The 25130-nt window shown below is 68.4% G+C and carries 20 protein-coding genes; 15 read left to right on the forward strand and 5 right to left on the reverse strand.

Annotated features, from left to right (window positions below; all coding sequences use genetic code 11):
* On the reverse strand, positions 1–209 hold a 209-nt coding region (locus F3J10_RS36010), incomplete at its 3' end, for a hypothetical protein (RefSeq protein ID WP_205200436.1).
* Between the two features lie 141 nt (positions 210–350).
* Between F3J10_RS36010 and F3J10_RS24360 the strand changes: the two genes are divergently transcribed.
* Positions 351–758 carry a hypothetical protein gene (locus F3J10_RS24360; RefSeq protein WP_167243174.1) on the forward strand — a complete coding sequence of 136 codons (408 nt, stop codon included), beginning with the start codon at positions 351–353 and terminating at the stop codon, positions 756–758.
* Between the two features lie 18 nt (positions 759–776).
* On the opposite strand, the gene F3J10_RS24365 is transcribed toward F3J10_RS24360, so the two are convergent.
* Entirely contained in the window at positions 777–1835 is a 1059-nt protein-coding gene (locus tag F3J10_RS24365; RefSeq protein WP_025098340.1) for a sugar transferase, read from the reverse strand.
* Between the two features lie 77 nt (positions 1836–1912).
* Here F3J10_RS24365 and F3J10_RS24370 point away from each other — a divergent pair, with 77 nt between their 5' ends.
* Positions 1913–2308, forward strand: a complete 396-nt coding sequence (locus F3J10_RS24370) for a hypothetical protein (protein ID WP_167243175.1) — start codon at positions 1913–1915, stop codon at positions 2306–2308.
* A 151-nt stretch (positions 2309–2459) separates the two neighbouring features.
* Here the strand turns inward: F3J10_RS24370 and F3J10_RS24375 are convergent, their stop codons facing one another.
* Both F3J10_RS24375 and F3J10_RS24380 read right to left on the reverse strand, forming a co-directional pair.
* Entirely contained in the window at positions 2460–3191 is a 732-nt protein-coding gene (locus F3J10_RS24375; protein ID WP_167234022.1) for a carboxypeptidase regulatory-like domain-containing protein, read from the reverse strand.
* 84 nt (positions 3192–3275) lie between these two features.
* Positions 3276–5600, reverse strand: coding sequence for a YjbH domain-containing protein (locus tag F3J10_RS24380; protein ID WP_167243176.1), 2325 nt, complete (start codon positions 5598–5600; stop codon positions 3276–3278).
* 599 nt (positions 5601–6199) lie between these two features.
* On the opposite strand from F3J10_RS24380, the gene F3J10_RS24385 reads away from it, so the two are divergent.
* Positions 6200–7372: a beta-propeller fold lactonase family protein gene (locus tag F3J10_RS24385; protein WP_167243177.1), complete on the forward strand. Its 1173-nt coding sequence runs from the start codon at positions 6200–6202 to the stop codon at positions 7370–7372.
* 82 nt (positions 7373–7454) lie between these two features.
* On the opposite strand, the gene F3J10_RS24390 is transcribed toward F3J10_RS24385, so the two are convergent.
* A complete protein-coding gene (locus F3J10_RS24390) occupies positions 7455–10310 on the reverse strand; it encodes a TonB-dependent receptor (protein WP_167243178.1) in 2856 nt (951 codons plus the stop codon).
* A 493-nt stretch (positions 10311–10803) separates the two neighbouring features.
* Here F3J10_RS24390 and F3J10_RS24395 point away from each other — a divergent pair, with 493 nt between their 5' ends.
* From F3J10_RS24395 to F3J10_RS24450, 12 genes are all read left to right on the forward strand, one after another.
* Complete coding sequence (locus F3J10_RS24395) at positions 10804–12384, forward strand: thioredoxin family protein (protein ID WP_105821063.1); 1581 nt, start codon at positions 10804–10806, stop codon at positions 12382–12384.
* Between the two features lie 1025 nt (positions 12385–13409).
* The gene (locus tag F3J10_RS24400) at positions 13410–15242 is read left to right on the forward strand and encodes a fatty acyl-AMP ligase (protein ID WP_167243179.1); all 1833 of its coding nucleotides are present in this window, start codon (positions 13410–13412) and stop codon (positions 15240–15242) included.
* A gap of 16 nt (positions 15243–15258) precedes the next feature.
* A complete protein-coding gene (locus tag F3J10_RS24405; RefSeq protein WP_025100208.1) occupies positions 15259–16188 on the forward strand; it encodes an acyl-CoA desaturase in 930 nt (309 codons plus the stop codon).
* A 25-nt stretch (positions 16189–16213) separates the two neighbouring features.
* Complete coding sequence (locus tag F3J10_RS24410) at positions 16214–17188, forward strand: acyl-CoA desaturase (RefSeq protein WP_167243180.1); 975 nt, start codon at positions 16214–16216, stop codon at positions 17186–17188.
* Positions 17189–17250: 62 nt separating this feature from the next.
* On the forward strand, positions 17251–17574 hold the full coding sequence (locus tag F3J10_RS24415; protein WP_025100206.1) for an acyl carrier protein: 324 nt from the start codon (positions 17251–17253) through the stop codon (positions 17572–17574).
* Positions 17575–17595: 21 nt separating this feature from the next.
* Positions 17596–18696, forward strand: a complete 1101-nt coding sequence (locus F3J10_RS24420; RefSeq protein ID WP_167243181.1) for a fatty acid desaturase — start codon at positions 17596–17598, stop codon at positions 18694–18696.
* Positions 18697–18754: 58 nt separating this feature from the next.
* Positions 18755–19729 (forward strand): alpha/beta fold hydrolase, encoded by a 975-nt coding sequence (locus F3J10_RS24425; RefSeq protein ID WP_167243182.1) that lies wholly within the window; start codon positions 18755–18757, stop codon positions 19727–19729.
* Between the two features lie 15 nt (positions 19730–19744).
* A complete protein-coding gene (locus F3J10_RS24430; RefSeq protein ID WP_025100203.1) occupies positions 19745–20623 on the forward strand; it encodes an acyl-ACP desaturase in 879 nt (292 codons plus the stop codon).
* Between the two features lie 17 nt (positions 20624–20640).
* Complete coding sequence (locus F3J10_RS24435; RefSeq protein ID WP_013697988.1) at positions 20641–20826, forward strand: rubredoxin; 186 nt, start codon at positions 20641–20643, stop codon at positions 20824–20826.
* 49 nt (positions 20827–20875) lie between these two features.
* The gene (locus F3J10_RS24440; RefSeq protein WP_167233564.1) at positions 20876–22072 is read left to right on the forward strand and encodes a cytochrome P450; all 1197 of its coding nucleotides are present in this window, start codon (positions 20876–20878) and stop codon (positions 22070–22072) included.
* Between the two features lie 236 nt (positions 22073–22308).
* Positions 22309–23397 carry an HlyD family secretion protein gene (locus tag F3J10_RS24445; protein ID WP_025100201.1) on the forward strand — a complete coding sequence of 363 codons (1089 nt, stop codon included), beginning with the start codon at positions 22309–22311 and terminating at the stop codon, positions 23395–23397.
* A complete protein-coding gene (locus F3J10_RS24450; protein WP_025100200.1) occupies positions 23397–25037 on the forward strand; it encodes a DHA2 family efflux MFS transporter permease subunit in 1641 nt (546 codons plus the stop codon). The genes F3J10_RS24445 and F3J10_RS24450 overlap by 1 nt, the downstream gene beginning before the upstream one ends.
* Positions 25038–25130 lie beyond the last annotated feature (93 nt).

Consider the following 25130-nt stretch of genomic DNA (forward strand, 5'->3'; position numbering starts at 1 on the left):
CAGCCGCCGCGGAACGTCATGCCGGGTGCGAAGGCGCAGCCGCCCAGCAGCGTGGCGCCGAGCACCAGCGCCGCCATGCACGATGCGCTCGCCCGTCGTGCCGAGCCAGCCGCGCCTCGTCGCGTGCCGCGTCGATCGTCGCGCCGGAGCGCTTTCGCCAATCCGCGCAGCAGTGCTATCGTTCGTGTTCCCATTGCCGTGTCGAACATGATGTCTGGCCTGTCCTTGTCATCGCGCAATCGCAGCCGCTCGCTCGCGGCCCGCTTCCGCCTTTCGTTCATGGTTCGGCCGATACGCTGCGATGGCGCCTCGGCATACCCGCCCAACCTGCTGCCCTGCTTCGCTACCGCATGAATCCACGACTCCTGCTCGCGCTCGCCGCCGGCCTCTCGCTGAGCCTCGCCGCCCTCGCGCAAGGCAGGGCCGAGCCGTCCACGTCGTCATCCCCGTCCTATCGCTACGTGCCGCCCAGCCAGACCGGCGCGATGCTGCCCGCGCCCACCTCCGCCATCGCGGCCGCCTCGGCAACAGGCGCCGCCGCGCCGCTCGGCGCCTCGCTGCCGCGCGCCTATCGCGCACCGGGCCGCGCCGGCCTCACACCCGGCAACGCCGCCACGCATTCGAGCCGGCAGAAGCTGGCGCGTTATCGCGCCAAGCCGGCCGCCGCCGCCGCCGCGAGCGACGATGCGACCAACCCCTATCGCTACGACGGCTGGAGCGCCTCGTCGGTCTACGACAACAGCGCGCCGGCGCGCTGAGATCGCAGCGCGCGCCGTTCAGTAGGCGCCCTCGCGCCGCATCACCACGCCCACCGTGCGCAGCAGGATTCCGAAGTCGAGCATCGGCGACCACTGCTTCACGTAGGACACGTCGAGCGAGACACGCCGCGCGTAATCGACATCGCTGCGCCCGCTCACCTGCCACAGCCCGGTGATGCCGGGCTTGGCCATCAGGTAGTAGCGCACCTCCAGGCCGTAGCGCTCGAGCTCCTTCTCGACGATCGGGCGCGGGCCGACCAGGCTCATCTCGCCGCGCAGCACGTTCCAGAGCTGGGGCAGTTCGTCGAGGCTGGTGCTGCGCAGGAAGTGCCCGACGCGGGTGACGCGCACGTCGTGCCTGAGCTTGAAATCGCGTTCCCATTCGGCGCGCGCCTGCGGATCGCGCGCCAGCAGCTCGCGCAGCACGGCATCGCTGTTGGTCACCATGGTGCGGAACTTGAGGCAGCGGAAGGCGCGACCGTCGCGGCCGACGCGCAGGTGGCCGTAGATCGCCGGGCCGCCGTCGCGGCGCACCAGCAGCGCGAGGATCAGGAACAGCGGCGAGAGCGCCACCAGCATCGGGATCACCAGCGCGGTGTCGAATCCGCGCTTGAAGGTGCGGCGCGCCAGGTGCGTGGCCAGGCGCATGTCGGCGCGCGCCGCCAGCTCGTGGGCGCGTGCGCCGAAGCGCCAGAGCGTCTTCAGCACGGTCAGCGCCAGCGTGCGCGCGATCAGCATGCCGAGCCCGCTGGTGATGGTCCAGTAGAGGAACCACACGCGCGAGACCAGGTGCAGGCGATGCAGCACGAACAGCAGCAGGAAGCCGCAAGCCTGCACGAACAACCAGGCGATGATGGTGCGGCTGATCAGGTTGAATACCGAGCGCACGCCGGACAGCCCGTAGGTATCGCAGGCCGGGAACACCGACAGCGCGAGCGCGACGGCGAAGGCCACCAGCAGGCCGTCGAAGCCGGACGCGGCCGATGCCGAAGGCGGCATCAGTTCGAAATGCAATGCACATAGCGCGCCGACAATGATCAACGTACCGTCGACCAGGCGCCAGATCAGGCCTCTCATCACCCCACCCCGTTCAAAAAGTCTTGCGTTTCTCGGTCTTTCAGAATTGTTTTCTTGTGTGCCGCCGCGATGCCTCGATGCTTTCTGTCGACGCTGTCGAGGCACGTGCGCATGCCGCCGGCAAGCCGGCTCGACAATTCGAGACAATCTTTCGTTCTCCTACCATTCGAGGCGCGATGCGGGCTTCCGCATCACGCCTGCGCACGGCGAGGCGGCTGGCACGGCCGCCCGCGCCGGCATCGCACAAGCTTGCATGTCACGACAGTTGTGCGCTGCAGCGATCGGCGCGGCGTGTATCAAGCATGAAACATGCCATTGAATCGAATTTCGAAAAATTGACGCCGAATCTTTTGAAAATCCATTTTTATCAATGCTTTATTGGATTAACGAAAAGCTCGTTCTCGACGATACCGTTTGTATCAATGCTGAAACGCGTCGTTACGTTACGCGGTGCAAAAAGACTCGTTACGTAACGATGAGAGAGGTAGGCAGATGAATGACGACTGAATCGGATAACTTAATATATTTAACGCAAACGATTGCGTGAAATGACAACTTGAGACGGCGCGTGCCCGGCCGTCGATGCCGGCGAGCACTCGCGCCGTCAGTCGCGCGAGCGCTCGATCAGGGCGTGCCGCTGGTGCTGCCGCCGGTGCCGCCGGTCGGGCTGTTCGCCGTGGTGCCGGCCGCCGCCACCGCCGAGAGCAGCGTGGCCGAGGGCGTGCCGTTGCTGGTGAAGGCGCCGGCGGCCTGCAGCGCGTCGAGGTCCGCGTCGGCGCCGGGCTGGCCCGGCGTGAACGCGGTAGTCAGGAAGGCCGAGGTGGACAGCGTGATGCCGTAGAGCTTCTTCAGCACCGCCGCCACGCCGCCTTGCGCTGCGGCGAGATCCGCGTTGTTGCTCGCCGCAGCCTGGTAGGCCGTGTTCGAGCCGAGGCCGGCGAGCAGCCCGTTGAGATCGGTGCCGAGCTCGGCCGCCAGGTAGACCAGCATCAGCTCGGTGAGCGGCGTGACGTTGAAGGTGCCGCTGCCGTTCGCCAGCGAGTGCAGCGTGGCCGAGCCGGTGCTGCCGGTGATCGAGCACGGCCCGCTGAACGCGAAGCTCAGCGTATAGGCGCCGCTCGCGGTGGCCGTGCCGGCTCCGTTGCCCTGTGCGCAGGCGATGGTGATCGAGGCATTCGCCATCGCCGCGCCCACCGCGGCCGTGCCGCTGATCTTGCCCGAGGCGACGGTCTGCGGCCCGACCGGGCCGCCTCCGCCGCTATCCCCGCCGCCGCCGCAGGCCGCCACCGTGGCTGCCGCGACGATACCCAGGCCGATCCACCGCGCGGCGCGCAGCTTCGTGTGATTCGTCTTCATCGTGGTTCTCCGTGATCTCGTGAATCGTCCAGACGCCGCCGGCCGCGCGCATCCGGAAACCTGCGCGGCCGGCGGCACGTGAATTCATGGCTGCGGCGTGGCGGCATCGAGCGCGGCCGTCGGCGAGGCCGGCCGCGGATTCGACGGCTCGGGCGCCGCGTAGCGCTGGTAGGCGTCGCGCATCCGGTAGAGCTGGGTGGCGAAGTAGGCCGCGCTGAAGCGGCCCTGGTTGAGCAGCAACTGCTGCGCGTCGTAGGCGAAGTCGAGGTTCTCCCCACCGTCGGCCGACAGGTAGTTGGTCGAGCCCACGCGCGTGCGGAAATTGAGCGGGAACTGCGCCGTGCCGCCGATCTCGACCAGGCCCGGCTTCATGCCCTGGCGCGGCGTGAGCGGGAAGCTGGCCGAGGCGCCGACGAAGGAGCCGCGGCCGCTGTGCTGCGCCTGGAAGCTGAAGGCGACGTCGTCGAACCAGCGCGTGGCCACCAGCAGCGGGCCCTTGTCGCCGCCCACGTAGCGCGCCACGCCGGCCTCGATCCAGAGCTTCCACGAAGGCTGCACCCAGCGGTAGCTGAGCAGCGCGCTCTTCTCGTCGGGCAGCGCGTCCTTGCCCGGCTCGCGGCGCAGGTAGGCCAGCTTCAGGCGCACCACGTCGGGCCGGCCCGGCACGAAGGCGGTGGTCTCGTTCTCGACGCCGAGATACTGCAGGTCGAACTTGCCGACCGAGGTGACGTTGAACACGCGCGGCGCGATCCAGAAGCTCTGCGCCAGCGCCGCGTCGGCGATGCCGCCGCGCAAGCGGTAGGCGCTGTAGAAGCGGCCGTCGTCCATGTTGCGGCTGTTGGCGATCGGCGCGATCGCGCTCGCGTAGAACTCGGCGCCGCGCCAGAGCGGCACGAAGGCGCGCAGTTCGGCGCCCACCGAATAGTCGAAGTTGCCGTAGTCGGTGCCGTACAGATAGCGGGTGACCGGCGCGATCTCGAAGCGCACCAGGCTGTGGCGGCCGGTCTTCGTGGACCAGTCGACGGCGGAGGCCGCGTAGGTCGGGCGCATGCGCATGGTCAGCGAGGCGTCGGCCGCGGTGGGCGAGCCGCCGGCCAGGAAGGCCGCGTAGGCGCCGCGATCGACGCTGACTTCCGCGATCGCCTGGTCGGCCTTGCGGATCACCACGCGGATCGTGTCGATCTCGCTGCCCGCGTGCCGCGCGGCGACGCCCAGCGCGATGCCGAGCGCGTCGGCCTCGTTCTGGTTGTAGCGATGATTCTCGTATTCGACCACCAGGTCGCGGCCGACGATGCCCGCGCGGCCGCGTTCGAGGCCGGCCGCCGAGAGCGCGTCGACGATCGCGTCGAGCGAGGTGGGGCCGGCCTCGGCGGCCTGGACCAGGGCGATGCGCTGCATGGCGAGCGGCGCGGCCGCCCGGCCCGACGCGGCCGGCGCCGACCAGGCAACGGCCGGCGACATCGATGACGCCGTCGCCACGCTTGCGCTCACCCGGTCCGAATCACGGCGAGGAGCTGATGCGACGGCAAGCTCGCCCGCCTCACCCTTGCCAAGCTCTGCCGTGGCCTGCGCGGCAGCCGCCGGCCCGGCCGCATCCTGCGCATGCCTCGCCTCGCAAGGACCGCCCTCGCAGCGCGAGGCATCGAAACGCCGGCCGAGCGGAATCTGGATGCCGACCGAGAACGCGGTGCGCTCGGCCACGCCGTTGGTGCTCTTCAGCGAACGCATCAAGGTGGCCACCACGCTCGCATCGGCCAGCCAGCGGATCGACGGCGACTGATAGCGGATGCCCGCATAGGGCGTCTTCGAATCGTGCTCGACCAGCAGCGACAGGCCGGTATGGAACACGTCCAGCTCCGCGCCGCCGAACACGCCGTCGAGCCGGTCGCCGCTGCCGTAGCCGAGCGTCAGCGTGGCCGGCCCGAGCACCTGCGAGACCACGCCATAGGTCGAGCGGAAGAAATGCGTCTGGCCGCCGATGTCGTCGATGCCGACGGCGATGTCGGGCTGGTAGCGGAACCACTTCGGCACCGCCACCTTCAGGTTCGCCATCAGGTGGCGCACCACGATCGACTCGGCGCCGGGAAACACCGGCCGCACGTTGCCGGTGTAGTTCACCAGCCCGCCCGTGGCCTCGACATACGGCAGGATGCCGATCCCCGCCCAGGCCACGTCGGCCTTGGTGGCGGTGCCGCCGAAGCGCGGATCGATGTAGTCGTTGTACTGCCCTTCGAAAGTCCCTTGCGGCAAGGTGAAACCATAGGGGATCACCAGGCCGCCGCTGGGACCGAGCGCCGAGAGCGCCGGCGGCGCGGCCGACGCCGCGCTGCCCGCGAACGCCTGGATCGCGCCCAGCGCGACGATCCGCAGGCCATGCCTGGCCTTCGTCTTACGGTTCTTGTAGGTCATTGTTGTCGCTTGTCGTTGACGTGTGATCGTGGCGACGTCGTCCCCCCGCTCGCCGCGTCGAACCGCGCCGGCCGCCTCGGGGTGGCACGCCCGAGACAGGCCGGATCGGCTGCGACCAACCGCAGGCGACCACCGGCCTCCGCGCAACGGAGCTCGGCAATCGGTACGGTGTTCGGTGAGACATGCCCGGACCTCGGGCATGGACGACAATCGCGCTGCATCGCACCGGCCACCCCGCGTCGGATGCGTCTGCAGTCCTGCTGCCAGACCGTCGCCGCGCGCTTCACTCCAGGCCGCGCGGGCGACGCTGCAATGCAGCAAGAATTGTTCCCGATTTCGGCGATTGCTCCGTTTTCGTCAACGCTGGAATTCCCGGTTGCCGAAGTCGCAATAACGCGCAGAAGATTGCCTGACCCCATGCAAGCCGCCGCCGGGCGGCGTTCCGGTTACGTGACGCGCGGAACACGCGTTACGTGCGCGCGCAACCAAATATCCGGCCACGTTTCTCAACAGGCTTACGCTAAGCTGAATAGCCGCCATCCTCACCACGTCCAGGCGGCTGCTTCGCTTCACGTCGTTTCGATTTCGGGGAATCCAACATGACAAGCTTATTTTCGAGCGCTGGACCGGCACGCCGGTGCCTCGTCGCAGGAACGCTGGCTCTGTGGGCAAGCATCGGCGCCGCGCAGGTGCCGCCCGGCGGCGCCGTCTACCTGGCCGGCAACCAGGGCAGCGTGACGGTGCTCAACGCCGTCAACCTGAAGCCAATCGCCTCCATCCCGCTGGCCGGCGCGGCCGGCGCATACAGCCTGCAGGCCTCGCCTTCCGGGCAGCGCGTCTACGGCATCGCCTATGCATCGGGGCCGACCACCACTGCCACGCTGTTCGCGATCGACACCGCCAGCAACCGGGTGGTGGCCACGGCGGTCCGCGCCAACAGCACCACGGCCGGTTTCGCCTTGCCGGTCGGCTCCGGCAAGCTCTATACCAACGGCAACCAGACGCACCAGCCGCCCGTGACCGGCACCGGCGGCATCTACAAGAGCGATGCGGTGGTCAACGTGCTCGATGCCGGCACGCTGCAGCCGCTCAAGCAGATCGTGATCGCCACGCTCGGCGACGGCAGCGGACCGGGCGCCGCCATCACGGCATCGCCGGATGGCTCGCGCATCTACGCCGCCAACGTCAATTACCGCTCGATCGCCGTGATCGACGCGCAAACCGACACGCTGCTCGCGACCATCGACACCTCGAGCGTCAACAACGGCTATCCGGCGAGCCTGGCGGTCACGCCGGACGGCAGCAAGCTGTTCCTCGCGCAGGGCTTCAACGGCACCGAGCCCGGCAGGCTGGCCGTGATCGATACGGCCTCGCGCGCCATCGTCAAGCTGATCGACCTGCCCGGCGCCGGACCGAGGCCCGCGAGCCTGTCGATCTCGCCCGATGGCCAGCAGTTGTACGTGGCCAACGGCCAGGCCGACTTTCCCTCCCACCAGAACGGCCTGTTCGTGGTCGACGTGGCGACGCTGGCCGTGACCCGGTCGCTAGCCGCGCCCGACGACGTGTTCTCCTTCACCAACAGCGGCGTCGCGCAGGACGGCTACCGGATCCTGTTCAATCCCAGCTATACCTCCGCGGGGCAGACCGGCCTGCTCTCCCTGGATCCGGCCGAGAACCGCATCAGCGCGCGCGTGCTGCTGCCGGCCGGTGCCAACTGGTCGAGCGGCCTGGCCGTGGTGCCCGGCAACCGCGCCTGCGCGACGGCGCGATGAGCGCCACCCGGTGCCGAAGCATCGCATGGCTGCTCCGGCACCGGGATTGCGCTCGCCGGCTTGCTGCCGTCCCGCCGCCCGCTCAACTGAAGCGATGGCTGAACTCCAGCCACAGCGTGCGCCCGTAAGGCAGGTAGTAGCCGACCGTGTAATACGGCCAGCCGGCCGAATCGTCGTGCTTGATGGTGTTGAACACGTTGTTCATCACGAAGGTCAGCGAGGTATCGCGCGTGAACTGGTAGGACAGGCTCAGGTTGGCCAGCGTGGTGGGCGTGAGGTAGGCCGTCTGCGCGGCGTTGGGCACCTTGCCGTAGCGCTCGACCTGCACCGTCGAGGTCCACTTCGGGATCGACCAGGTCAGGCTCAGCATCAGCTTGTCCGGCCATTCCGGGTTGCCGGTCGGGTTGTTCAGCGAATGCAGCAGGTCCTGCACGGGGCTGTTGGCGTACTGCTGGTAGCGCAGGCTCAGCACCTTGGTGTAGTTCGCCGCCAGCAGGAAGTTGCCGATGCCGTGCAGGCGGAAGCGCCACTTGCCGCTCAGGTCGAAGCCGGTGGTCTTCTCCATCGCCGCGTTGATCGGGTTGATCAGGATGGTGTTGATCGCGCCGGGATCGAGCACGGCCGTGAGCGGGTTGCGAACCACGCGCGCCAGCGCATCCACGCAATCGGGCGAGGCCGCGCTCAGGCGCCCTTCGCGGCAGGCCGCCTCGGTGCGCAGCAGGTTGTCGGGATCGATGTTGGTGACCAGGTTGTCGATGCGGATGTTGTAGTAGTCGGCCGACAGGTCGATATCGGGCGTGGGCGCGAGCACGAAGCCCGCGCCCCAGGACTTGCCGTTCTCCGGCTTCAGTTGCGCATTGCCGGTCTGCACGAAGTTCGAGCCCGGCGCCACGTTCGCGTATTCGCAGTTGGCCAGCGACTGGCCGGACTGGTTGCAGCGGAAATAGTCGGTGGTCGACTCGAAGTAGCCCTTGGTCGGGCTCTGGAAGATGTAGTTCATGTCCGGCGCGCGAAAGCTGGTGCCGTAGTTGCCGCGCAGCAGCAGCTCGCGCAGCGGCCGGTATTCGAGGCCGAGGTTGTAGGTGAACTTGTGGTTGCGCGTGCCGGCGAAGGAATAGTCGTCGTAGCGCGTCGCGACATCGGCGTTCAACTGGCGGAAGATCGGCACGCGCAGCTCGAGCGCGGCCGCGTAGCGCTTGCGGTTGCCGCTCGCGCCGTAGATGCCGGCCGAGTTGTAGTAGCTGCCCTGGTCCAGTGCCGGGTCCACCGAATTGCTGAAGCCCTGCGTGCCGTATTCGATCACGCCGGCGGCGCGCACCGGCCCGGCCGGCAGGCGGAACAGGTCGCCGTTGGCGGCCAGGCTGAAGGTCTGCGTCCAGGTGTTGTTCTGGCTTGCGGATTCGCCATAGAGCGAGCCGAATTGCGCGGGCGTGAGCGGTGTCGAGAAGCGCGTCGGGTCGGGCGCGTAGATCGGCGCGCCGTCGGCCGCGGTGCCCAGTTGCGGGCCGAGAAAGTAACTGTCGATGCCGGCACGCAGGCGCGGCACCGTCGCGCGGCTCTGGTAGCCAGAGGCGCTGTAGGTCAGCTCGTAGTTCCAGCTACTGTCGGGCAGCTTGCCGCGCAGGCCGGTGATCACGTTGGCGGCGAAATCGTCCCAGCGCTTGTTCCAGACCGAGGCGCCGCCGATCTCCTGCGGCGAGAAACGCCGCGTCCAGGTTTCGTTGGCCTGGGTGAGATCGTTGAAGAAGTAGCCGGTGCCGCCCAGCGCCGAAGTCCAGCTCGGGCCGCGCGTGTTGTTCTCGGTCTGGTTCCAGGCGGTCGATACCGAGCCGAACAGCGTGACCAGCTCGCTGAGCCGGTACTCGACGCCGCCGTAGAGGTTCTCGCTGACATTGTTGGTCTGGGTGGTCCAGAACGCGGGCTTGGCACCGCCGCTGCCGCAATACGCGCCCTTGGCGGCATTGACGGTCGAGACGCCGCCGAACGCGCCGATGCCGCCCAGCGCGCCGCAGGCGCCGGCGCCGCCGAGGTAGGCGCCCGTGTCGAGGTTCTGGCGCGACCAGATGGTGGTGGGCGTCTCGCCTTCGAGCGAGGCCGAGGACATGAAATCGCGCTGGCCCGACCAGATCGGATTGGTCTTGCTGATCTCCAGGCCGAACACCGTGCTCAGCGCGCCGAATTCCTTGCCGCCCGATACCTGCAGGCGGCCGTTGCCGCCGCCGCCGTCCCAGGTGCGCCCGCCCTTCAGGTTCACCTCGATGCCGTCGATGTGCTTCTTCATGATGATGTTGACCACGCCCGCGATCGCATCCGAGCCGTAGACGGCCGAGGCCGCGCCGTTCAGGATCTCGATGCGGTCGATCATCTCCGAGGGGATGTTGGCGAGGTTCACGAAGTTGACGTTGCCGTCGTAGGCGATCGGGTAATCGGCCACACGGCGGCCGTCGACCAGCACCAGCGTGTGATTGGCGCCGAGCCCGCGCAGGTTGATGGCATTGGCGGCCGGCGTGAAGGTGTTGCCGTAGTCGGCGCCTTGCGAGAAGCCGGTGTTCTGCGTCTGCGATTGCAGCGCGTCGTAGACGTTGCGATAACCCTTGGCTTCGAGATCCTTGCCGGTGATGACGGTGACCGGCGTGGCGCCCTCCTTCTCCGTGCGCGGGATGCGCGAGCCGGTCACCACGAAGGTCTTCAGCGAGGTGGATTTCGGCGCGGCGGCCGTGGATGGCGATGCCGCCGTGCCGGCTGGTGTTGCGACGGCTGGCGTTGCGACGGCGGCAGCAGCGGCGCTGGCCGCGGGCGGCGCATCGGCGACGGCCGGCGCGGACGCGGCCACGGTTTGCTGGGCCAGCGCCGGCACGGCGCTGGCAAGCGAGATCGACAGGCAGAGCGCAGCCGCGCCCCACCCGGTCACGCGGGATATCTTGTCATGCGAGTTCATGTTGATCTCGTCTATCGGCCGAACGACCCTCGGCTGACCGGCCCGGCGCCGCTCGTGACGACACCGGGCCCGCCCGCCCCCTCTGATTCGCGTCTTCGCCGCGCGTCCGGATCACGAGACGCCAGGCGAAAGCCATCGCGCAATGGCACGCGAGATTTTTCTAAGACATCCTGAATACCGGCGGCACGCCGGCAAGGACCGGGGGAGACTTTATCGACGCGCCCGGCCCGTCACAAACGATATTTCCGCATATTGATGTGAGGAATTCGGGCGTATTTCCGAGCGCGGAATTTCGCCGCTTTCAACAATCCAGGAGATTGCACACGCAACCACCCGGCAAGCCGACACGGAATATCGATATGCGCGTCGAAACGAAATGCAAAGCGGCTTTTCGGGCTTGTGCGCGCGACGATTCTGCTTCAGTGTCTCGATACTTCAGACCAATATCGACGCCGGGCCGCACTCGCCGCGCCGCAACCAGTCGGATCTCCTCATGAAAACCTCGATGAAGAAGGCCTCGATGGGCCTGCTGCTCGCTGCCGCGAGCGCCTGTTTTTCCTCCTCGTTCGCCGCCACCCAGCCGGCGAGCCCGGCGGTCCACCTGCCGCCCGGCATCGCCTGGCAGCAGGGCGACATCGATGCCGCGTTCGCCCGGGCCAAGCGCAGCAACAAGCCGCTGCTGCTGTACTGGGGCGCCGTGTGGTGCCCGTCCTGCAACCAGGTGAAGGCGACCGTGTTCAGCCAGCAGGTGTTCAAGGATCGCTCGTCCTTCTTCGTGCCGGTTTATCTCGACGGCGACGCGGAAAACGCGCAGAAGCTCGGCGAGCGCTTCAAGGTGCGCGGCTACCCGACCATGATCCTGTTCCGTCCCGACGGCACCGAAGTCACGCGCCTGCCGGGCGAGGCCGACCTGGACCGCTACATGCAGGCGCTCTCGCTCGGCATGAACGCCACCCATCCCTTCAAGCAGACGCTGGCCGCCGCGCTGCGCGACGGCGCCGCGCTCAAGCCGGACGAGTGGCGCATGCTGGCCGATTACTCCTGGGATACCGATGGCGGGCTGCCGGTGCCGGGAGAACGTGTCGCGCAGACCTTGCAAACATTGGCCGCGCATGCGCGTGCCGATCACGCGCCGAAGGAGGCGCTGCGCTTCGCGCTGAAGGCGGCCGTCACGGCCGCCGATGGCGAGCCGGCCCAGCAGGGCGAACTCGACAAGGCCGCGGGCCTGGCGGCGCTGCAGGCGACGCTGAACGATCCGCGCCTGAGCCGCGAGCAATCCGACGTGCTGGTTGCCGCGCCGGCGGACCTGGTGCGCTGGCTCGCCAAGGACGCGGCCGAACGCGCGCGCCTGAGCCAGGCCTACGACGCGGCGCTCACGCGCCTGTCGACCGATGCCTCGCTGTCGGCGATCGATCGCACCATCGCCCTGCACGGGCGCGTGTCGCTGGCACGGCTCGCCGCGCCGAAGGGCACGCCGCTGCCGGCGCCCCTGCTCGACACGGTGCGCAAGCAGGTGAGCGCCACCACGCAGGCGGCCACCAATCCCTACGAGCATGCGGCCGTGGTCAGCGAAGGCGCGGACACGCTCACGGACGCCGGCCTCTACGACGATTCGGATGCGCTGCTCGAGGCCGAGCTGCCGCGCTCGTCGACGCCCTACTACTTCATGTCCGGCCTCGCGGCGAACGCGAAGGCGCGCGGCGACAAGGCGGCCGCGCTCGAGTGGTATCGCAAGGCCTACGAAGCAACCAGCGGCTCGGCCACGCGGCTGCGCTGGGGCGCCACCTACCTGGCGAACGCGGTGACGCTCGCGCCCGAGGACAGCACGCGCATCGAAGGCATCGCCAGCGGCGTGCTGAACCAGGTCGGGCAGACGCGCAATGCGTTCTACGGCGCGAATCGACGCGCCCTGAGCAAGGTGGTGACGCAGCTCGTGCAATGGAACAAGGACGGCCGCCACGAGGGCGCGGTCAAGTCGGTGGTGAAGCAGTTCGAGGGCGTGTGCGGGAAGCTGCCGGCCGGCGATCCGCAAACGTCCACCTGCCATGACCTGATCCAGCCGGCGAAAGCCTGAGCCCGGCCATCTTCCCCATGCGGGACCTGCCGCCCGGCGATGCCTCGCCGCGAGCGAGCAGGTCCTGAATCAAACACGATCGCGCCTGCCCACCGCCCGGGCGAACACGGCGCGATACGTCGCGATACGTCGCCTCCCTCCCCTGCCTCGATATTTCCCTGTCGCGATGTCGCGTGCATGTTTCGCGATCCCGATCGATTCGATCGCGCCGTCCGTCCAATCTTCCATCGCAAACTGGCACCGTCAAAACTGTTCCATTAACAAGCCAGTTATCGAGCCGGTTCCCGAATGTACCGGGCTGGACAATTAATACGCGGCAATGACAAGCCGCTTCTCCCTTATTTCCAAATATTTTCTGGATACCGGCGAACCCTTTTCTTTTTGATATCGGAAATATTCGTCGGATCATTGAAAGGCGCTTGACAAGGTTTTTCTCTTGAATAAACATTCATGCATATACATGCAAACAAAGCAGCCGAGGGCCGTAACGATTGAGCGGTACGTTCCACTACCCGTTCCGAGCGGGAAGCGGAGCATGCGAGGCGATGGCGTCATTCCTTCGCGCGTGCCCCGTTTCCCCGTCCATGCGAGGAATGCGGCCTGATACCGGTTATAGCGCCCAGCGGCTTGAGCGCGGCCCGTAGTACGTGTCTCATCTGATGTTGCAGCTCGAAGTCAAACAACACGCTGTGCTCTGGACCTGACGATCCCCCGATCGCCAGCGTCCCGTATCGCCGCGCCGTCCCCACACGTGTCGGCCGGAACGGATGAGTTTTGCCCGCGGAATGAAAAAACGCGCTTAACCGGTTTGTGAAGCCATTTCAAAATCCGGATAACTTTATTAAGCGCAAGCGTAGTTTGTATTTCCGTCTACGTAATCCTACGTAAATCGGAAAATGCCTGCTTATTTTGTTCCGGTTGGATTCGGGAATTCGATTTTCAGTGGAACGGACCGATACGCGCGATGCCGTGGCATTTGGCGTGGCGCATGTCGATGCAACGCTTTACGTGGAAAGGATGCCGACATGACACATCTCGAAGTCGCAAGCCCGGCGCTCGATGCGCTCGACGCGAGCCATTCGCGCCATCGCGCCGCCGCGACGCTGGCCGAGCACGCCCTCGACACGCTGGCCGACGTGCTGCGCCTGCGCGCCGCGACGCTGCCCGGGCAGACCGCCTTCATCCACCTGGTGGACGGCGAAGGCGAGACCCGCACCGTGAGCTATGCCGAGCTGCAACTGCAGGCCGGCGCGATCGCGCGCCACCTCGCCGCGCGCGGCGTGGCCGGCAAGCGCGTGCTGATGCTGTTCGAGGCCGGCATCGACTACATCGCCGCGCTGTTCGGCGTCTGGATGGCCGGCGCGGTGGCGGTGCCCTCGTTCCCGCCGGTGGGCACGCGGGCGCTGGGGCGGCTCGGCGCGATCGCGCGCGACTCGCAGCCCGAGCTGATCCTGACCGATTCGCGCTTCACCCGGCTGCGCGAGCGCGTGCTGGCGCTGCTGCCGGACGGCTTCCCGGAGGAGGCCTGGACCGAGGCCGATGCGCTTTTTCGCGCCGATACTCATGCATATGCATACAACTCGGCCGATGCCGGCCCGGCCTTGCCGGTGCTCGATCGTGAGGCGCTCGCCCTGCTCCAGTACACGTCGGGCTCGACCTCCGATCCGAAGGGCGTGATGCTGACCCACGGCAACCTGCTCAGCAACTGCCACGGCGCGAGCCGCTGGATGGGCGGCCCGCGCGAGCGCGTCGGTTGCACCTGGTTGCCGCCCTATCACGACATGGGCCTGATGGGCGGCATCCTGCAGCCGATCTACGAGGGTTTCCCGACCGTGATCCTCTCGCCCGGCCACTTCGTCCAGCAGCCGCTGCGCTGGCTGGCGGCGCTCTCGCAGTACCGCGTCACCACCACCATCGCGCCGAACTTCGCCTTCGACCTCTGTTGCAACGCGATCGGCGACGAGGTGCTGCCGCTGCTCGACCTGTCCACGGTCGAGGCGATCTACTGCGGCGCCGAGCCGGTCCGGCGTCGCACCTTCGAGCGTTTCGCCGAGCGCTTCGCGCGCTGCGGCTTCCGTGCCGAGGCCTTCGGCCCCTGCTACGGACTGGCCGAGGCCACCGTGTTCGTCTCGGGCAAGGTGGACGGCGCCGCGCCCGCCTTCGTCGAGCTCGACCAGGACGGCCTGGCGCGCGGCGAGGTGCGCGAGATCGCGGCCGATCATCCGCGCGCCCAGGCGCTGGCCTCCTGCGGCGCGCCGGCGCCGGGCCACGACGTGCGGATTGTCGGCCCGGACGGCCGCGCGCTGCCCGACGGCGCGATCGGCGAGATCTGGGTGGGCGGCCCGAACATCGGCATCGGCTACTGGAACCAGCCCGAGCGCAGCGAGGAGACCTTCTACGCGCGCCTGGAAGGCTCGGCACAACGCTATATGCGCACCGGCGACCTGGGCTTCCTACGCGCGGGCGAGCTGTACGTCACCGGCCGCATCAAGGACCTGATCATCCACGCGGGCCGCAATCTCTATCCTCAGGATATCGAACTGCTGGTGGAGGAGCTCGACGCGCGGATCCGCCCGAACGGCGTGGCGGCCTTCTCGATCGACGACGGCCAGGGCGAGCGGATCGCCGTGGTGGCCGAACTCCGGCGCGGCGAGAAGGTGGCCGAGGGCGAGCTGCAGACGCTGCGCGAGGCGATCGTCGAGCGCGTCACGCAGCAGCTCGGCGCCGCGCCGCACCTGATCCATTTCGCGCCGATGGGCGCGATCCCCCTGACCACGAGCGGCAAGATCCAGCGCTACGCCACCCGCCACGCGCTGCTGACGCAATCGCTGGCGAGCTATCCCCACGCACGCGCCTGAGCCCGCGAAGGACATCATGGACATCCAGACCCAAACCTCCCCCTCTCGGCCCGCGCCGCTCGCCGATCGCACCGGCGCCACCGAACGGCGCCTGGCCTGGCTCACGGTCGGGATCCCGGCCGTCGGCGCGCTCGCGGCCGTGGCGCTGGCGATCGTGCACGGCATCGGCTGGCTCGAGATCGGCCTGCTCGCGGCGATGTACCTGGTCACCGCGCTCGGCGTCGAGGCGGGGCTGCATCGCTTCTTCTCGCACCAGGCCTTCAAGGCCGGCCCGGTGGTGACCGCGCTGTTCGCGATCGCCGGCTCGATGGCCGCGCAGGGGCCGATCCTGTTCTGGGCCGCCACGCACCGCATGCACCACGCCTTCACCGACCAGGAAGGCGACCCGCATTCGCCGCGCCTGCACGGCGAGCATCTCGGCGGGCGCCTGCGCGGCATCTGGCACGCGCACGTCGGCTGGCTGTTCACGCTGCGCCGGCAGAACTGGAGCCAGTTCACCCCGGACCTGCTGCGCGACCGCTGGGTGGTGCGCCTGAACCGCCTCTACTTCCTGTGGATCGCGCTCGGCCTGGCGCTGCCGACGCTGGCCGGCTGGCTGATCGGCGGCACCGGCTACGCGGCCCTGACGGGTTTCCTGTGGGGCGGCCTGCTGCGCATCTTCCTGGTCGACCAGGCCACCTGGGCGATCAACTCCTTCGCGCACAGCTTCGGCCCGCGCCCGAACAGCACCCGCGACCAGAGCCGCAACGTGTTCTGGCTGGCCCTGCCGGCGGTGGGCGGCGGCTGGCACAACAACCATCACGCCTTCCCGGCTCTCGCACGCACCAGCCAGCGCTTCTGGCAGCTCGACCTGTCGGGCGGCCTGATCGAGCTGCTGGCGGTGTTCGGCCTGGTGTGGGACGTGCGCCGCCCGGCCCCCGAGCGCAGCCGCGCCACCCAGTCCTGAGCGCCCGCCTTCCGGAGATTCCTTCATGACCCAGCTCGATCTCACCCCCGCGCCCACCCTTCCCGACGACCAGCCGGTGCGCGGCGTCAGCGTGCTCGACGCGCGCGGCGCCCGCATCAAGGCGATGACCGCCTTCGGCGTGATGACGATTCCGCTGGCCGGCACGCTGGCGGCGGCCTGGCTGGCCTGGGCCGGCTACGCCACGCGCGTCGACGCCTGGCTGTTCGCCGCGATGTACGTGCTGCACATGGCCGGCGTCTCGATCGGCTACCACCGCTTCCTGGCCCATCGCGCCTTCAAGACCTCGCCGCTGTTCCGCGCGCTGATCCTGATCTGCGGTTCGATGGCCGCGCAAGGCCCGATCCTGTTCTGGGTCACCACGCACCGGCGCCACCACGCCTACAGCGACCGCCCGGGCGACCCGCATTCGCCCAACCTGCTGGGCGAGAGCCGCGCCGAGCGCCTGCGCGGGCTGTGGCACGCCCACATGCCCTGGATGATGTCGCCCGAGATGTCGAGCTGGAGCTATTTCGCGCAGGACATCCTGAAGGACCGCAGCCTGCTGTTCTTCAATCGCACCTACTTCTACTGGGTGCTGCTCGGCCTCGCGATCCCGACCGTGGCCGGCGGGCTGATCACCGCGAGCTGGATGGGCGCGCTGTGCGGCCTGATGTTCGGCGGCTTCGCGCGCATGTTCATCGCCAACCAGTTCGCCTGGTGCGTCGGCTCGATCTGCCATCGCTACGGCAGCCGCCCGTTCGACACGCGCGACCACAGCACCAACAACTGGATCGTGGCCTTCCTGACCTTCGGCGAGGGCCTGCAGAACAACCATCACGCCTTCCCGGCCTGGTACCGGCACGGCGTGCACTGGTGGGAGCCGGACCTGTCGGGCTGGATGCTGGCGCTGTTCGGCCGGCTCGGCATCGTCGAGGAGCTGCGCTCGCCCAGCCGCGAGGTGATCGAGCGCGTGCGCAAGCGCGAGCCCGGCGGCGCCTGAGCGCGCCGCATCCCGATCGTTTTGTTTTGCCTTGCCTTCTTCAACCCTGAGGAGTACGCATCATGGCGTTCATGTCGAGCCTGTTCAGCAAGATCGGCTTCATCGAGGAAAAACGTTCCTCGACCCCGCTCACCGAGGCGGGCATCCATCAATGGCTGGTCGAGCGGCTGGCCAGGCAACTCAGCGTGCCGGTCGCGCAGATCGATCCGGCCCGCACCTTCGAGTCCTACGGGCTCGACTCGCTGGTCGCGCTGCAGGTCGCGGGCGATCTCGAGAAGCTGCTCGAGCAGCGTCTGTCGCCGGCGCTGCTGTTCGAACACCAGAACATCGACGACCTGGCGAGCTATCTCGCCGCCGAACTCGCCACCGGCGAGATCAAGGCCTGAGGCCCACCAAGGAGCGAACCGATGGCAACCATCCAACTACCGCAGCAGCAGACCCCGGGCTTTCGGGACTTCGTGCAGTCGATCAAGTCGCTCGACGGCGAGCGCCTGGCCGACGCGATTCCGCGCGAACTCTACGAACCGCGCCTGGCGCGCGGCCTGCTGGGCTTCTTCGCCAGCACCGCGCTCTACGTGGGCGCCGTGATCGGCGTGCACTACGCGCCGCACTGGTCGCTCTGGATCCCGCTCTGGCTGCTGGCCGGCCTGGGCGGCTGGGGCCTGTTCTGCATCGCCCACGATTGCGGGCACAACTCCTTCTCGAAGAGCCGCCGCTTCAACTTCGCGCTCGGCCAGATCGCGCTGTTCCCGCTGCTCTACCCGTTCCACGGCTGGCGCCACATGCACAACCTGCATCACGCCAACACCAACAGCCTGGAGATGGATACCGACTGGCGCCCGGTGCTGCCGGAGCAATACCGCCGCATGGGCGCCTGGGAGAAGCTCGTGTACCGCAGCACGCGCAGCTGGCTGTTCTGGCTGGGCACGGTCAACTACCAGCGCCACTCGGGCTTCAAGCCCAGCATGTTCCCCAAGCGCGAGGCCCGCAACGACGTGCGCCGCTCGGTGGTGATCACGGTGCTGTTCGCCGCCGTCTACCTGCCCACCCTGGTCTGGTTCACGGGCTGGCAGGGTTTCCTGCTGTACTTCCTCGGCCCCTGGCTCGGCATCCACGCCTGGTTCAGCACCACCACGATGATGCATCACATCTCGGACGAACTGCCGTTCCTGACGCGCGAGCACTGGAGCCTGAACGGCAGCCGGCTGATGATGACCACCGACTACGAGTACCCGAAGTGGCTGCACTTCTTCACCCACAACATCTCGGTGCATGCCGCCCACCACGTGGTGCCGGTGATCCCCTTCTACAACCTGCCCAAGGCACGCGAGGCACTCAAGCGCGCCTATCCCGGCTCGATCCGGCAGAAGCCGTTCACGCTCGGCGAGGTCTGGAAGGTGATCCGCGCCTGCCATCTCTATGACCCGGTGCACGGCTACTACCGCTCGTTCGAGGCGGTCGCCACGCCGCCCGCGGCCACCCCGCCGCGCGCCGATTCGGCGATCTGAGCCCACTACCTGAGCCAACTACCCGGCTTCATCAGGCCACTCTGGCAGGAGAAGGACGATGTCCAATACTTCCGAGTCATCCCTCCCGCACGGCGCGGCGGCCGCCGCCGCGCCGGCGCCTTCGCCGGCACGCGCGGCGAGCCCCGCGATGTCGTTCGGCAAGCGCGTGCTCAAGGGCTATGTCGGCGCACTCGGCGCGGTCTCGCCGGCGGCCGCCGCGCGGCGCGCCAGCGACCTGTTCGGCTATACGCGCACCTTCCGCAAGACGCCGCCCAAGGACATGTCGCCGCTCGGCGCGCGCCGCTTCGAGATCCGCGGCGTGGACGGCGTCACCCACGGCCATCTGTGGGGCAAGGGCGAGCGCACCGTGCTGCTGGTGCACGGCTGGGGCGCGGACAGCGCCACCATGTTCTCCTTCGTGCCCAAGCTGCAGAAGGCCGGGTTTCGCGTGGCCGCCTTCGACGCGCCGGCGCACGGCGTCTCGCCCGGCACGGTCACCACCATGACGGCCTTCAAGAACGCCGTGAAGGGCGCGATCGAATCGCTCGGCGGCGTGCACGGCATCGTCTCGCACTCGCTGGGCAGCATCGCCTCGACCGGCGCGATGGCCGAGCTCGGGCCCGACAGCGTGGACGGCATCGTGATGCTGGCGCCGCCCTGCACGCTGCCGGCGGTGATCGACCGCTGGTCGGGCGACTTCCTGCGCCTCGCGCCCAGCGTGATGGACGCGATGTATGCCGAGCTGCATCGCCGCAACGGCGTGCCGCCCCAGCATTGGGACATCGGCGCGCTGGGCCGGGGCCTGCGCACGCGGATCTTCGTGATGCACGGCCCGAACGACAAGATCGTGCCGATCTGCGAATCGGAAAACATCGCCGCGGCCTTGCCGCACGTGCGCTTCGAGCGCGTCGAGAAGGTCGGCCACGTGCGGATCCTGTCGGACGCGCGCGTGATCGAGCGCGCCACCCAGTTCCTCGCGATCGGCGGCGAGCCGGCGGCGAACGCGCCGTCGCTCGCGCCGGCCGCGGGCTGAGCCGAGGGGACCACCATGCTCTATCCCGAACTGTACCGAAGCCTGGAACGCGCGCGCTGGGACATGCAGCACGACGTCGACTGGGACCGCTTCGACGCCTCGCTGCTGTCCGACGAGCAGGCGCTGTCGATCAAGATGAACGCGATCACGGAATGGGCGGCGCTGCCCGCCACCGAGATGTTCCTGCGCGACAACGTCGACGACAGCGATTTCTCGGCCTTCATGTCGATCTGGTTCTACGAGGAACAGAAGCACTCGCTGGTGCTGATCGAGTACCTGCGGCGCTTCCGTCCCGAGCTCGCGCCCACCGAGGACGAGCTGCACGCGGTGCGCTTCCCGTTCGACCCGGCCCCGGCGCTGGAGACGCTGACCCTGCACTTCGGCGGCGAGATCCGCCTCAACCACTGGTATCGCTGCGCCGCGCACTGGCACACCGAGCCGGTGATCCGGCAGATCTACGAGCTGATCTCGCGCGACGAGGCGCGCCACGCGGCCGCCTACCTGAAGTACATGCGCCGCGCGCTGGACCGGCACGGCGACGAGGCGCGCCTGGCCTTCGCCAAGATCGGCACGCTGATGGCCAGCGCCAACCGCGCGGCCAAGGCGATCCACCCGACCAACCTGCACGTGAATCGCACGCTGTTCCCCAACGACACGGTGCAGAGCCGCCTGCCCGATCCGGAATGGCTGGGCCGCTGGCTCGACACGCAGATCCGCTTCGACCGCGACTGGGAGAACCGCGTGGCCGACCGCATCCTGCACAACCTGTCGATCCTGCTGGAGCGTCCGCTGCTCAACGTCAAGGACCTCCACAAGCTGCGCAAGCAGCTGCACCAGAACCTGGAAGGCGCGAGCGCGGGCGCGGCCGCCGCCGAGCCTGCCCTGCAGCACTGATCCGGAGAACGCCCACGATGTCCGAACTCACCGTCGAATACCGCACCTGGATGTGCCTGATCTGCGGTTACCTCTATGACGAACGAAGCGGCGACCCGAACGCCGGGATCGCCGCCGGCACGCGCTGGGAGGACATTCCCGACGACTGGCGCTGCCCCGAATGCGACGTGCCCAAGCTCGACTTCGAGATGGTCTCGATCTGAGGCGCGGCTTCCCGAGCGCCATTTCCCAAGACACCAAGGACTCCCCACCATGCAATACAGCGACCTGGCGACACCCGATTTCCTGAAGAACCCCTACCCCGTGTTCGACGCGATGCGCGCCGAGGGCCAACTGGTCAAGCTCGCACCCAAGCTCTACGCGACCTCGCACTACGGCTTCGGCGAGAAGCTGCTGCTCGACCGCCGCTTCGGCAAGGGCATCGTCGAGGCGGTCAAGGCGCGCTACGGCGAGGGCGTGATCGACCAGCCGCCGTTCCGCACCTTCCGCTCGATGCTGCCGGGTCTGAACCCGCCCAAGCACACCAACCTGCGCGCGCTGCTGATGAAGTCCTTCAACGCGCGCCAGGTCGAGAAGTTCCGCGAGGCCTCCTACACCATCTCGGACCAGTTGATCGACCGGCTGGTGAAGGAGCCGCAGGGCGACCTGGTGACCGGCTTCGCCTTCCTGCTGCCGATGCAGACCATGTGCACCATCCTCGGCGTGCCGCTGTCGGACGGCGCGATGTTCAAGCGCGCCGCCGATCGCGCGGCCGGCGCGCTCAACGTCACGCCGCTCAACGCCGAGCAGCTCGAGGAATCGCGCAAGTCGGCGATCGAACTCGAAACCTACTTCGCCAAGGTGCTGGCCGAGCGCCGCAAGGAGCCGGGCGACGACCTGATCTCGCAGATGATCCTGGCCGAGGAAGACGGCCAGCGCCTGACCGACGACGAGATCGTCGCCAACCTCTGCTTCCTGTTCGTGGCCGGCCACGAGACCACCGAGAACATGATCGGCAATACGCTGATCGCGCTGCAGCGCCACCCGGAGCAGCGCGAGCGCGTCAAGGCCGACCTCTCGATCATGCCCCGGGTGGTGACCGAGGCGCTGCGCTACGACAGCTCGGTGCAGATCGCCCAGCGCGTGGCGCTCGAGGAGGTCGAGCTGGAAGGCCAGACGATCCAGCGCGGCGACCTGATCTGCGTGTTCCTCGGCGGCGGCAACCGCGATCCGGAGAAGTTCGAGAACCCGGACCGGCTCGACATCGACCGCGAGAACGTGCGCCCGCTCTCGTTCGGCGGCGGCCTGCACTACTGCCTGGGCGCGCGGCTCGCGCTGCTGGAGATCGCGGCCGCGCTGGAGGTGGTCTACACGCGCCTGCCGAACCTGCACCTGACCAATCTCGACGCGCTGCCCTATCGCCGCAACAACGCGCTGCGCGGCGTCGATTCGCTGCTCGGCACCTGGTAGGACACGCGGCGCGCCGCGTGAGCGAGGCGCCGTGATTGCTGCACGCAAGGCAGGGCCGCGCGGGCCGTCGCGCCGCGCCAGGCTCCGGCATGCCCGGCGTTCGGGCATGCCGGAATTCGGCCTCTTCATATGACGATGACCATCTGAAACCGGCATGAATCGCCGCGATCGTTGCGCATGCAACGCATGATCCCGGCGAGGACGGCCAAGCAAGCCAGGCGAAGGAGAACCTCAACTTGAGCGAGAACCAAACGGGCGCGACGGCACTGCCGGGCGCCGCCGACGGAAAACCGAAACGCAAGCGCAAGCTGGTGCTGCCGGTGCTGATCGTGCTGCTGGTGCTGCTCGCCGGCTACGCGATCTACTGGTGGCTGCACGGGCGCTTCTACGAGACCACCGACGACGCCTACGTGGGCGGCAACATCACGGTGATCTCGCCGCACGTGGCGGGCTACGTGTCGGAGCTGCTGGTGGAGGACAACCAGCGCGTGCGTGCCGGCCAGCCGCTGCTGCGCCTGCAGCCCGGCGATTTCGCCGCCGCGCTGGACGCCGCCAAGGCCAACGAGGCGGCCATGCGCGCCTCGCGCGCGCAACTGCTGGCGCGCCGCACGCTGCAGCAGACCCTGATCGACCAGGCCGGCGCCGAAGTCGCGGAGAAATCGGCCGCGCTGTCCTTCGCCCGGACCGACGCGGCGCGCTACCGCAACCTGCTCAGCACCGCGGCGGGCACGCGCCAGAGCGAGGAACGCTCCAGCGCCGCGCTCAAGCAGGCCCAGGCGCAGCTCGATTCGGCCTCGGCGAAGCTGCGCGAGGCGCGCCAGCAGGTGGGCGTGCTCGACAGCCAGATCGCCGGCGCCGATGCCGCGATCCTGCAGGCCGGCGCGGCCCAGCGCACCGCCGAGCTCAACGTCGGCTACACCGAGCTGCGCGCGCCGATCGACGGCTACGTGGGCAATCGCGCGATCCACGTGGGCAGCTACGTGACGCCCGGCACCCAGCTGATGTCGGTGGTGGCCGCCAGGGGTTTGTGGGTCGACGCGAACTACAAGGAGGACCAGCTGCGCCACATGCAGGCCGGCCAGCGCGCCAGGATCTGCGCCGACGTACAGTCCTCGCGCTGCTTCGAGGGTCGCGTGCACCTGCTGGCGCCGGCCACCGGCGCGGTGTTCAGCGTGATCCCGCCGCAGAACGCCACCGGCAACTTCACGCGCATCGTGCAGCGCGTGCCGGTGCGGATCAGCTTCGAGGCGGCCGACGGCGTGCTGGGCGTGCTGCGCCCGGGCCTGTCCACCACCGTGACGGTCGACACCCACGGAGCCTCCTGATGAGCGAGCTCGCCAAGCGCCCCGCCGGCGCGCCGGCCGAGGGCACGCCCGGCGCAGCCGGGGCCGGCGCTGCTTCCGGCCCGCCGCCGGCCGCCGCGCATCCGCCCGCCTGGCCGTTCGCGGTGATGTGCGTGGGCATGTTCATCGCGCTGCTCGACATCCAGATCGTGGCCTCCTCGCTGCAGGAGATCGGCGGCGGCCTGAGCGCGGCGCAGGACCAGATCGGCTGGGTGCAGACCGCCTACCTGATCGCCGAGATCACCGTGATCCCGATGTCGGGCTGGCTCACGCGCGTGTTCTCCACGCGCCGCCTGTTCGCCGGCTCGGCGCTCGGCTTCACGGCCGCCAGCCTGCTGTGCGGCTTCGCCTGGAACATCGAGAGCATGATCGTGTTCCGCGCGATCCAGGGCGTGCTGGGCGCCTCGATGATCCCCACCGTGTTCACCTCCTCGTTCCACTACTTCGACGGCAAGCGGCGCGTGATCGCGGCCGCCGTGATCGGCACCATCGCGTCGCTCGCGCCGGCGCTGGGGCCGATCGTCGGCGGCTTCATCACCGATACCGCCAACTGGCGCTGGCTGTTCTACGTGAACCTGGTGCCGGGGCTGCTGGTGGCGCTGGGCGTGTCGCTGGCGGCCGACATCGACCGGCCCGATCACTCCCTGCTCAAGGGCGCCGACTACGTGGGCATCGCGCTGATGGCGGTATTCCTCGGCACGCTCGAATACGTGCTGGAGGAAGGCGCGCGCTGGAACTGGCTCGACGACCCCATCATCCGCCGCTGCGCGGTGATCTCGGCCTGCGCGGGCAGCGTGTTCGTGGCGCGCTGCCTGAGCATCGACAATCCGATCGTCGACCTGCGCGCCTTCGGCAACCGCAACTTCACGATCGGCTGCATCCTGTCCTTCCTGACCGGCGTGGGCGCCTTCTCCTCGATCTACCTGACGCCGCTGTTCCTCGGCTACGTGCGCGGCTACGACGCCTGGCAGACCGGCGTGGCGATGATGCCGACCGGCATCGCCGCGCTGGTGGGCGTGCCGGTCTACGTGATGTTCGCGCGCAAGACCGACCTGCGCTGGCTGATGATGTTCGGCATGGCGATGTTCGGCCTGTCGATGTGGGACTTCCGCTTCATCACCCACGACTGGGGCAACCAGCAGTTGCTCTGGCCGCAACTGATCCGCGGCTTCCCGCAGGTGTTCGCGATCGCGCCGGCGGTCACGCTCGGCCTGGGCAGCCTACCGCCCGAGCGGCTCAAGTACGCCAGCGGCCTGTTCAACATGATGCGCAACCTGGGCGGCGCGGTGGGCATCGCGATCGTCGGCGCGATCCTGAACAATCGCACCAACCTGCATTTCACCGATATCGCCTCGCGCCTGACGGCCGCCAACCAGCCGATGAACAAGATGCTCGGCACGCTGGAGGCCCAGCTCGGCCCGGCGCTCGGCTCCGCCCAGGCCGGCGCGGCCGCCTCGCTGCGCGAGCTGCACGACATCGCGTTTCGCGAGGCGCAGACCATGGCCTATGGCGACGCGCTCACCACCATCATGATCGGCTTCATGTTCGCCACCCTGATCGTGCCGCTGATGCGCAAGGTGGTGCCGCCGCCGCCCCCCGATTCGTCGAAGAACGCTCACTGAGGCGCCTCCCAATGTCACGAACTCCTGATCATTCGTTTGCGCGGCCGCGCCGCCCGGGCCGCCCGGGCCGCCCGGCCCTCGCGCGGCCGGCGG

Origin of the sequence: Burkholderia sp. Cy-637 (assembly GCF_011753175.1) — a bacterium.
In the GTDB taxonomy this organism is placed as follows: domain Bacteria; phylum Pseudomonadota; class Gammaproteobacteria; order Burkholderiales; family Burkholderiaceae; genus Burkholderia; species Burkholderia gladioli.

Coding starts and splice junctions, on each gene's coding strand:
- F3J10_RS24405 (WP_025100208.1), top strand. CDS start 15,259: ATGGACATCCAGACCCAAACCTCCCCCTCTCGGCCCGCGCCGCTCGCC.
- F3J10_RS24380 (WP_167243176.1), bottom strand. CDS start 5,600: ATGACCTACAAGAACCGTAAGACGAAGGCCAGGCATGGCCTGCGGATC.
- F3J10_RS24410 (WP_167243180.1), top strand. CDS start 16,214: ATGACCCAGCTCGATCTCACCCCCGCGCCCACCCTTCCCGACGACCAG.
- F3J10_RS24395 (WP_105821063.1), top strand. CDS start 10,804: ATGAAAACCTCGATGAAGAAGGCCTCGATGGGCCTGCTGCTCGCTGCC.
- F3J10_RS24415 (WP_025100206.1), top strand. CDS start 17,251: ATGGCGTTCATGTCGAGCCTGTTCAGCAAGATCGGCTTCATCGAGGAA.
- F3J10_RS24385 (WP_167243177.1), top strand. CDS start 6,200: ATGACAAGCTTATTTTCGAGCGCTGGACCGGCACGCCGGTGCCTCGTC.
- F3J10_RS24370 (WP_167243175.1), top strand. CDS start 1,913: ATGCTTTCTGTCGACGCTGTCGAGGCACGTGCGCATGCCGCCGGCAAG.
- F3J10_RS24425 (WP_167243182.1), top strand. CDS start 18,755: ATGTCCAATACTTCCGAGTCATCCCTCCCGCACGGCGCGGCGGCCGCC.
- F3J10_RS24365 (WP_025098340.1), bottom strand. CDS start 1,835: ATGAGAGGCCTGATCTGGCGCCTGGTCGACGGTACGTTGATCATTGTC.
- F3J10_RS24390 (WP_167243178.1), bottom strand. CDS start 10,310: ATGAACTCGCATGACAAGATATCCCGCGTGACCGGGTGGGGCGCGGCT.
- F3J10_RS24440 (WP_167233564.1), top strand. CDS start 20,876: ATGCAATACAGCGACCTGGCGACACCCGATTTCCTGAAGAACCCCTAC.
- F3J10_RS24375 (WP_167234022.1), bottom strand. CDS start 3,191: ATGAAGACGAATCACACGAAGCTGCGCGCCGCGCGGTGGATCGGCCTG.
- F3J10_RS24430 (WP_025100203.1), top strand. CDS start 19,745: ATGCTCTATCCCGAACTGTACCGAAGCCTGGAACGCGCGCGCTGGGAC.
- F3J10_RS24360 (WP_167243174.1), top strand. CDS start 351: ATGAATCCACGACTCCTGCTCGCGCTCGCCGCCGGCCTCTCGCTGAGC.
- F3J10_RS24400 (WP_167243179.1), top strand. CDS start 13,410: ATGACACATCTCGAAGTCGCAAGCCCGGCGCTCGATGCGCTCGACGCG.
- F3J10_RS24420 (WP_167243181.1), top strand. CDS start 17,596: ATGGCAACCATCCAACTACCGCAGCAGCAGACCCCGGGCTTTCGGGAC.
- F3J10_RS24435 (WP_013697988.1), top strand. CDS start 20,641: ATGTCCGAACTCACCGTCGAATACCGCACCTGGATGTGCCTGATCTGC.
- F3J10_RS24450 (WP_025100200.1), top strand. CDS start 23,397: ATGAGCGAGCTCGCCAAGCGCCCCGCCGGCGCGCCGGCCGAGGGCACG.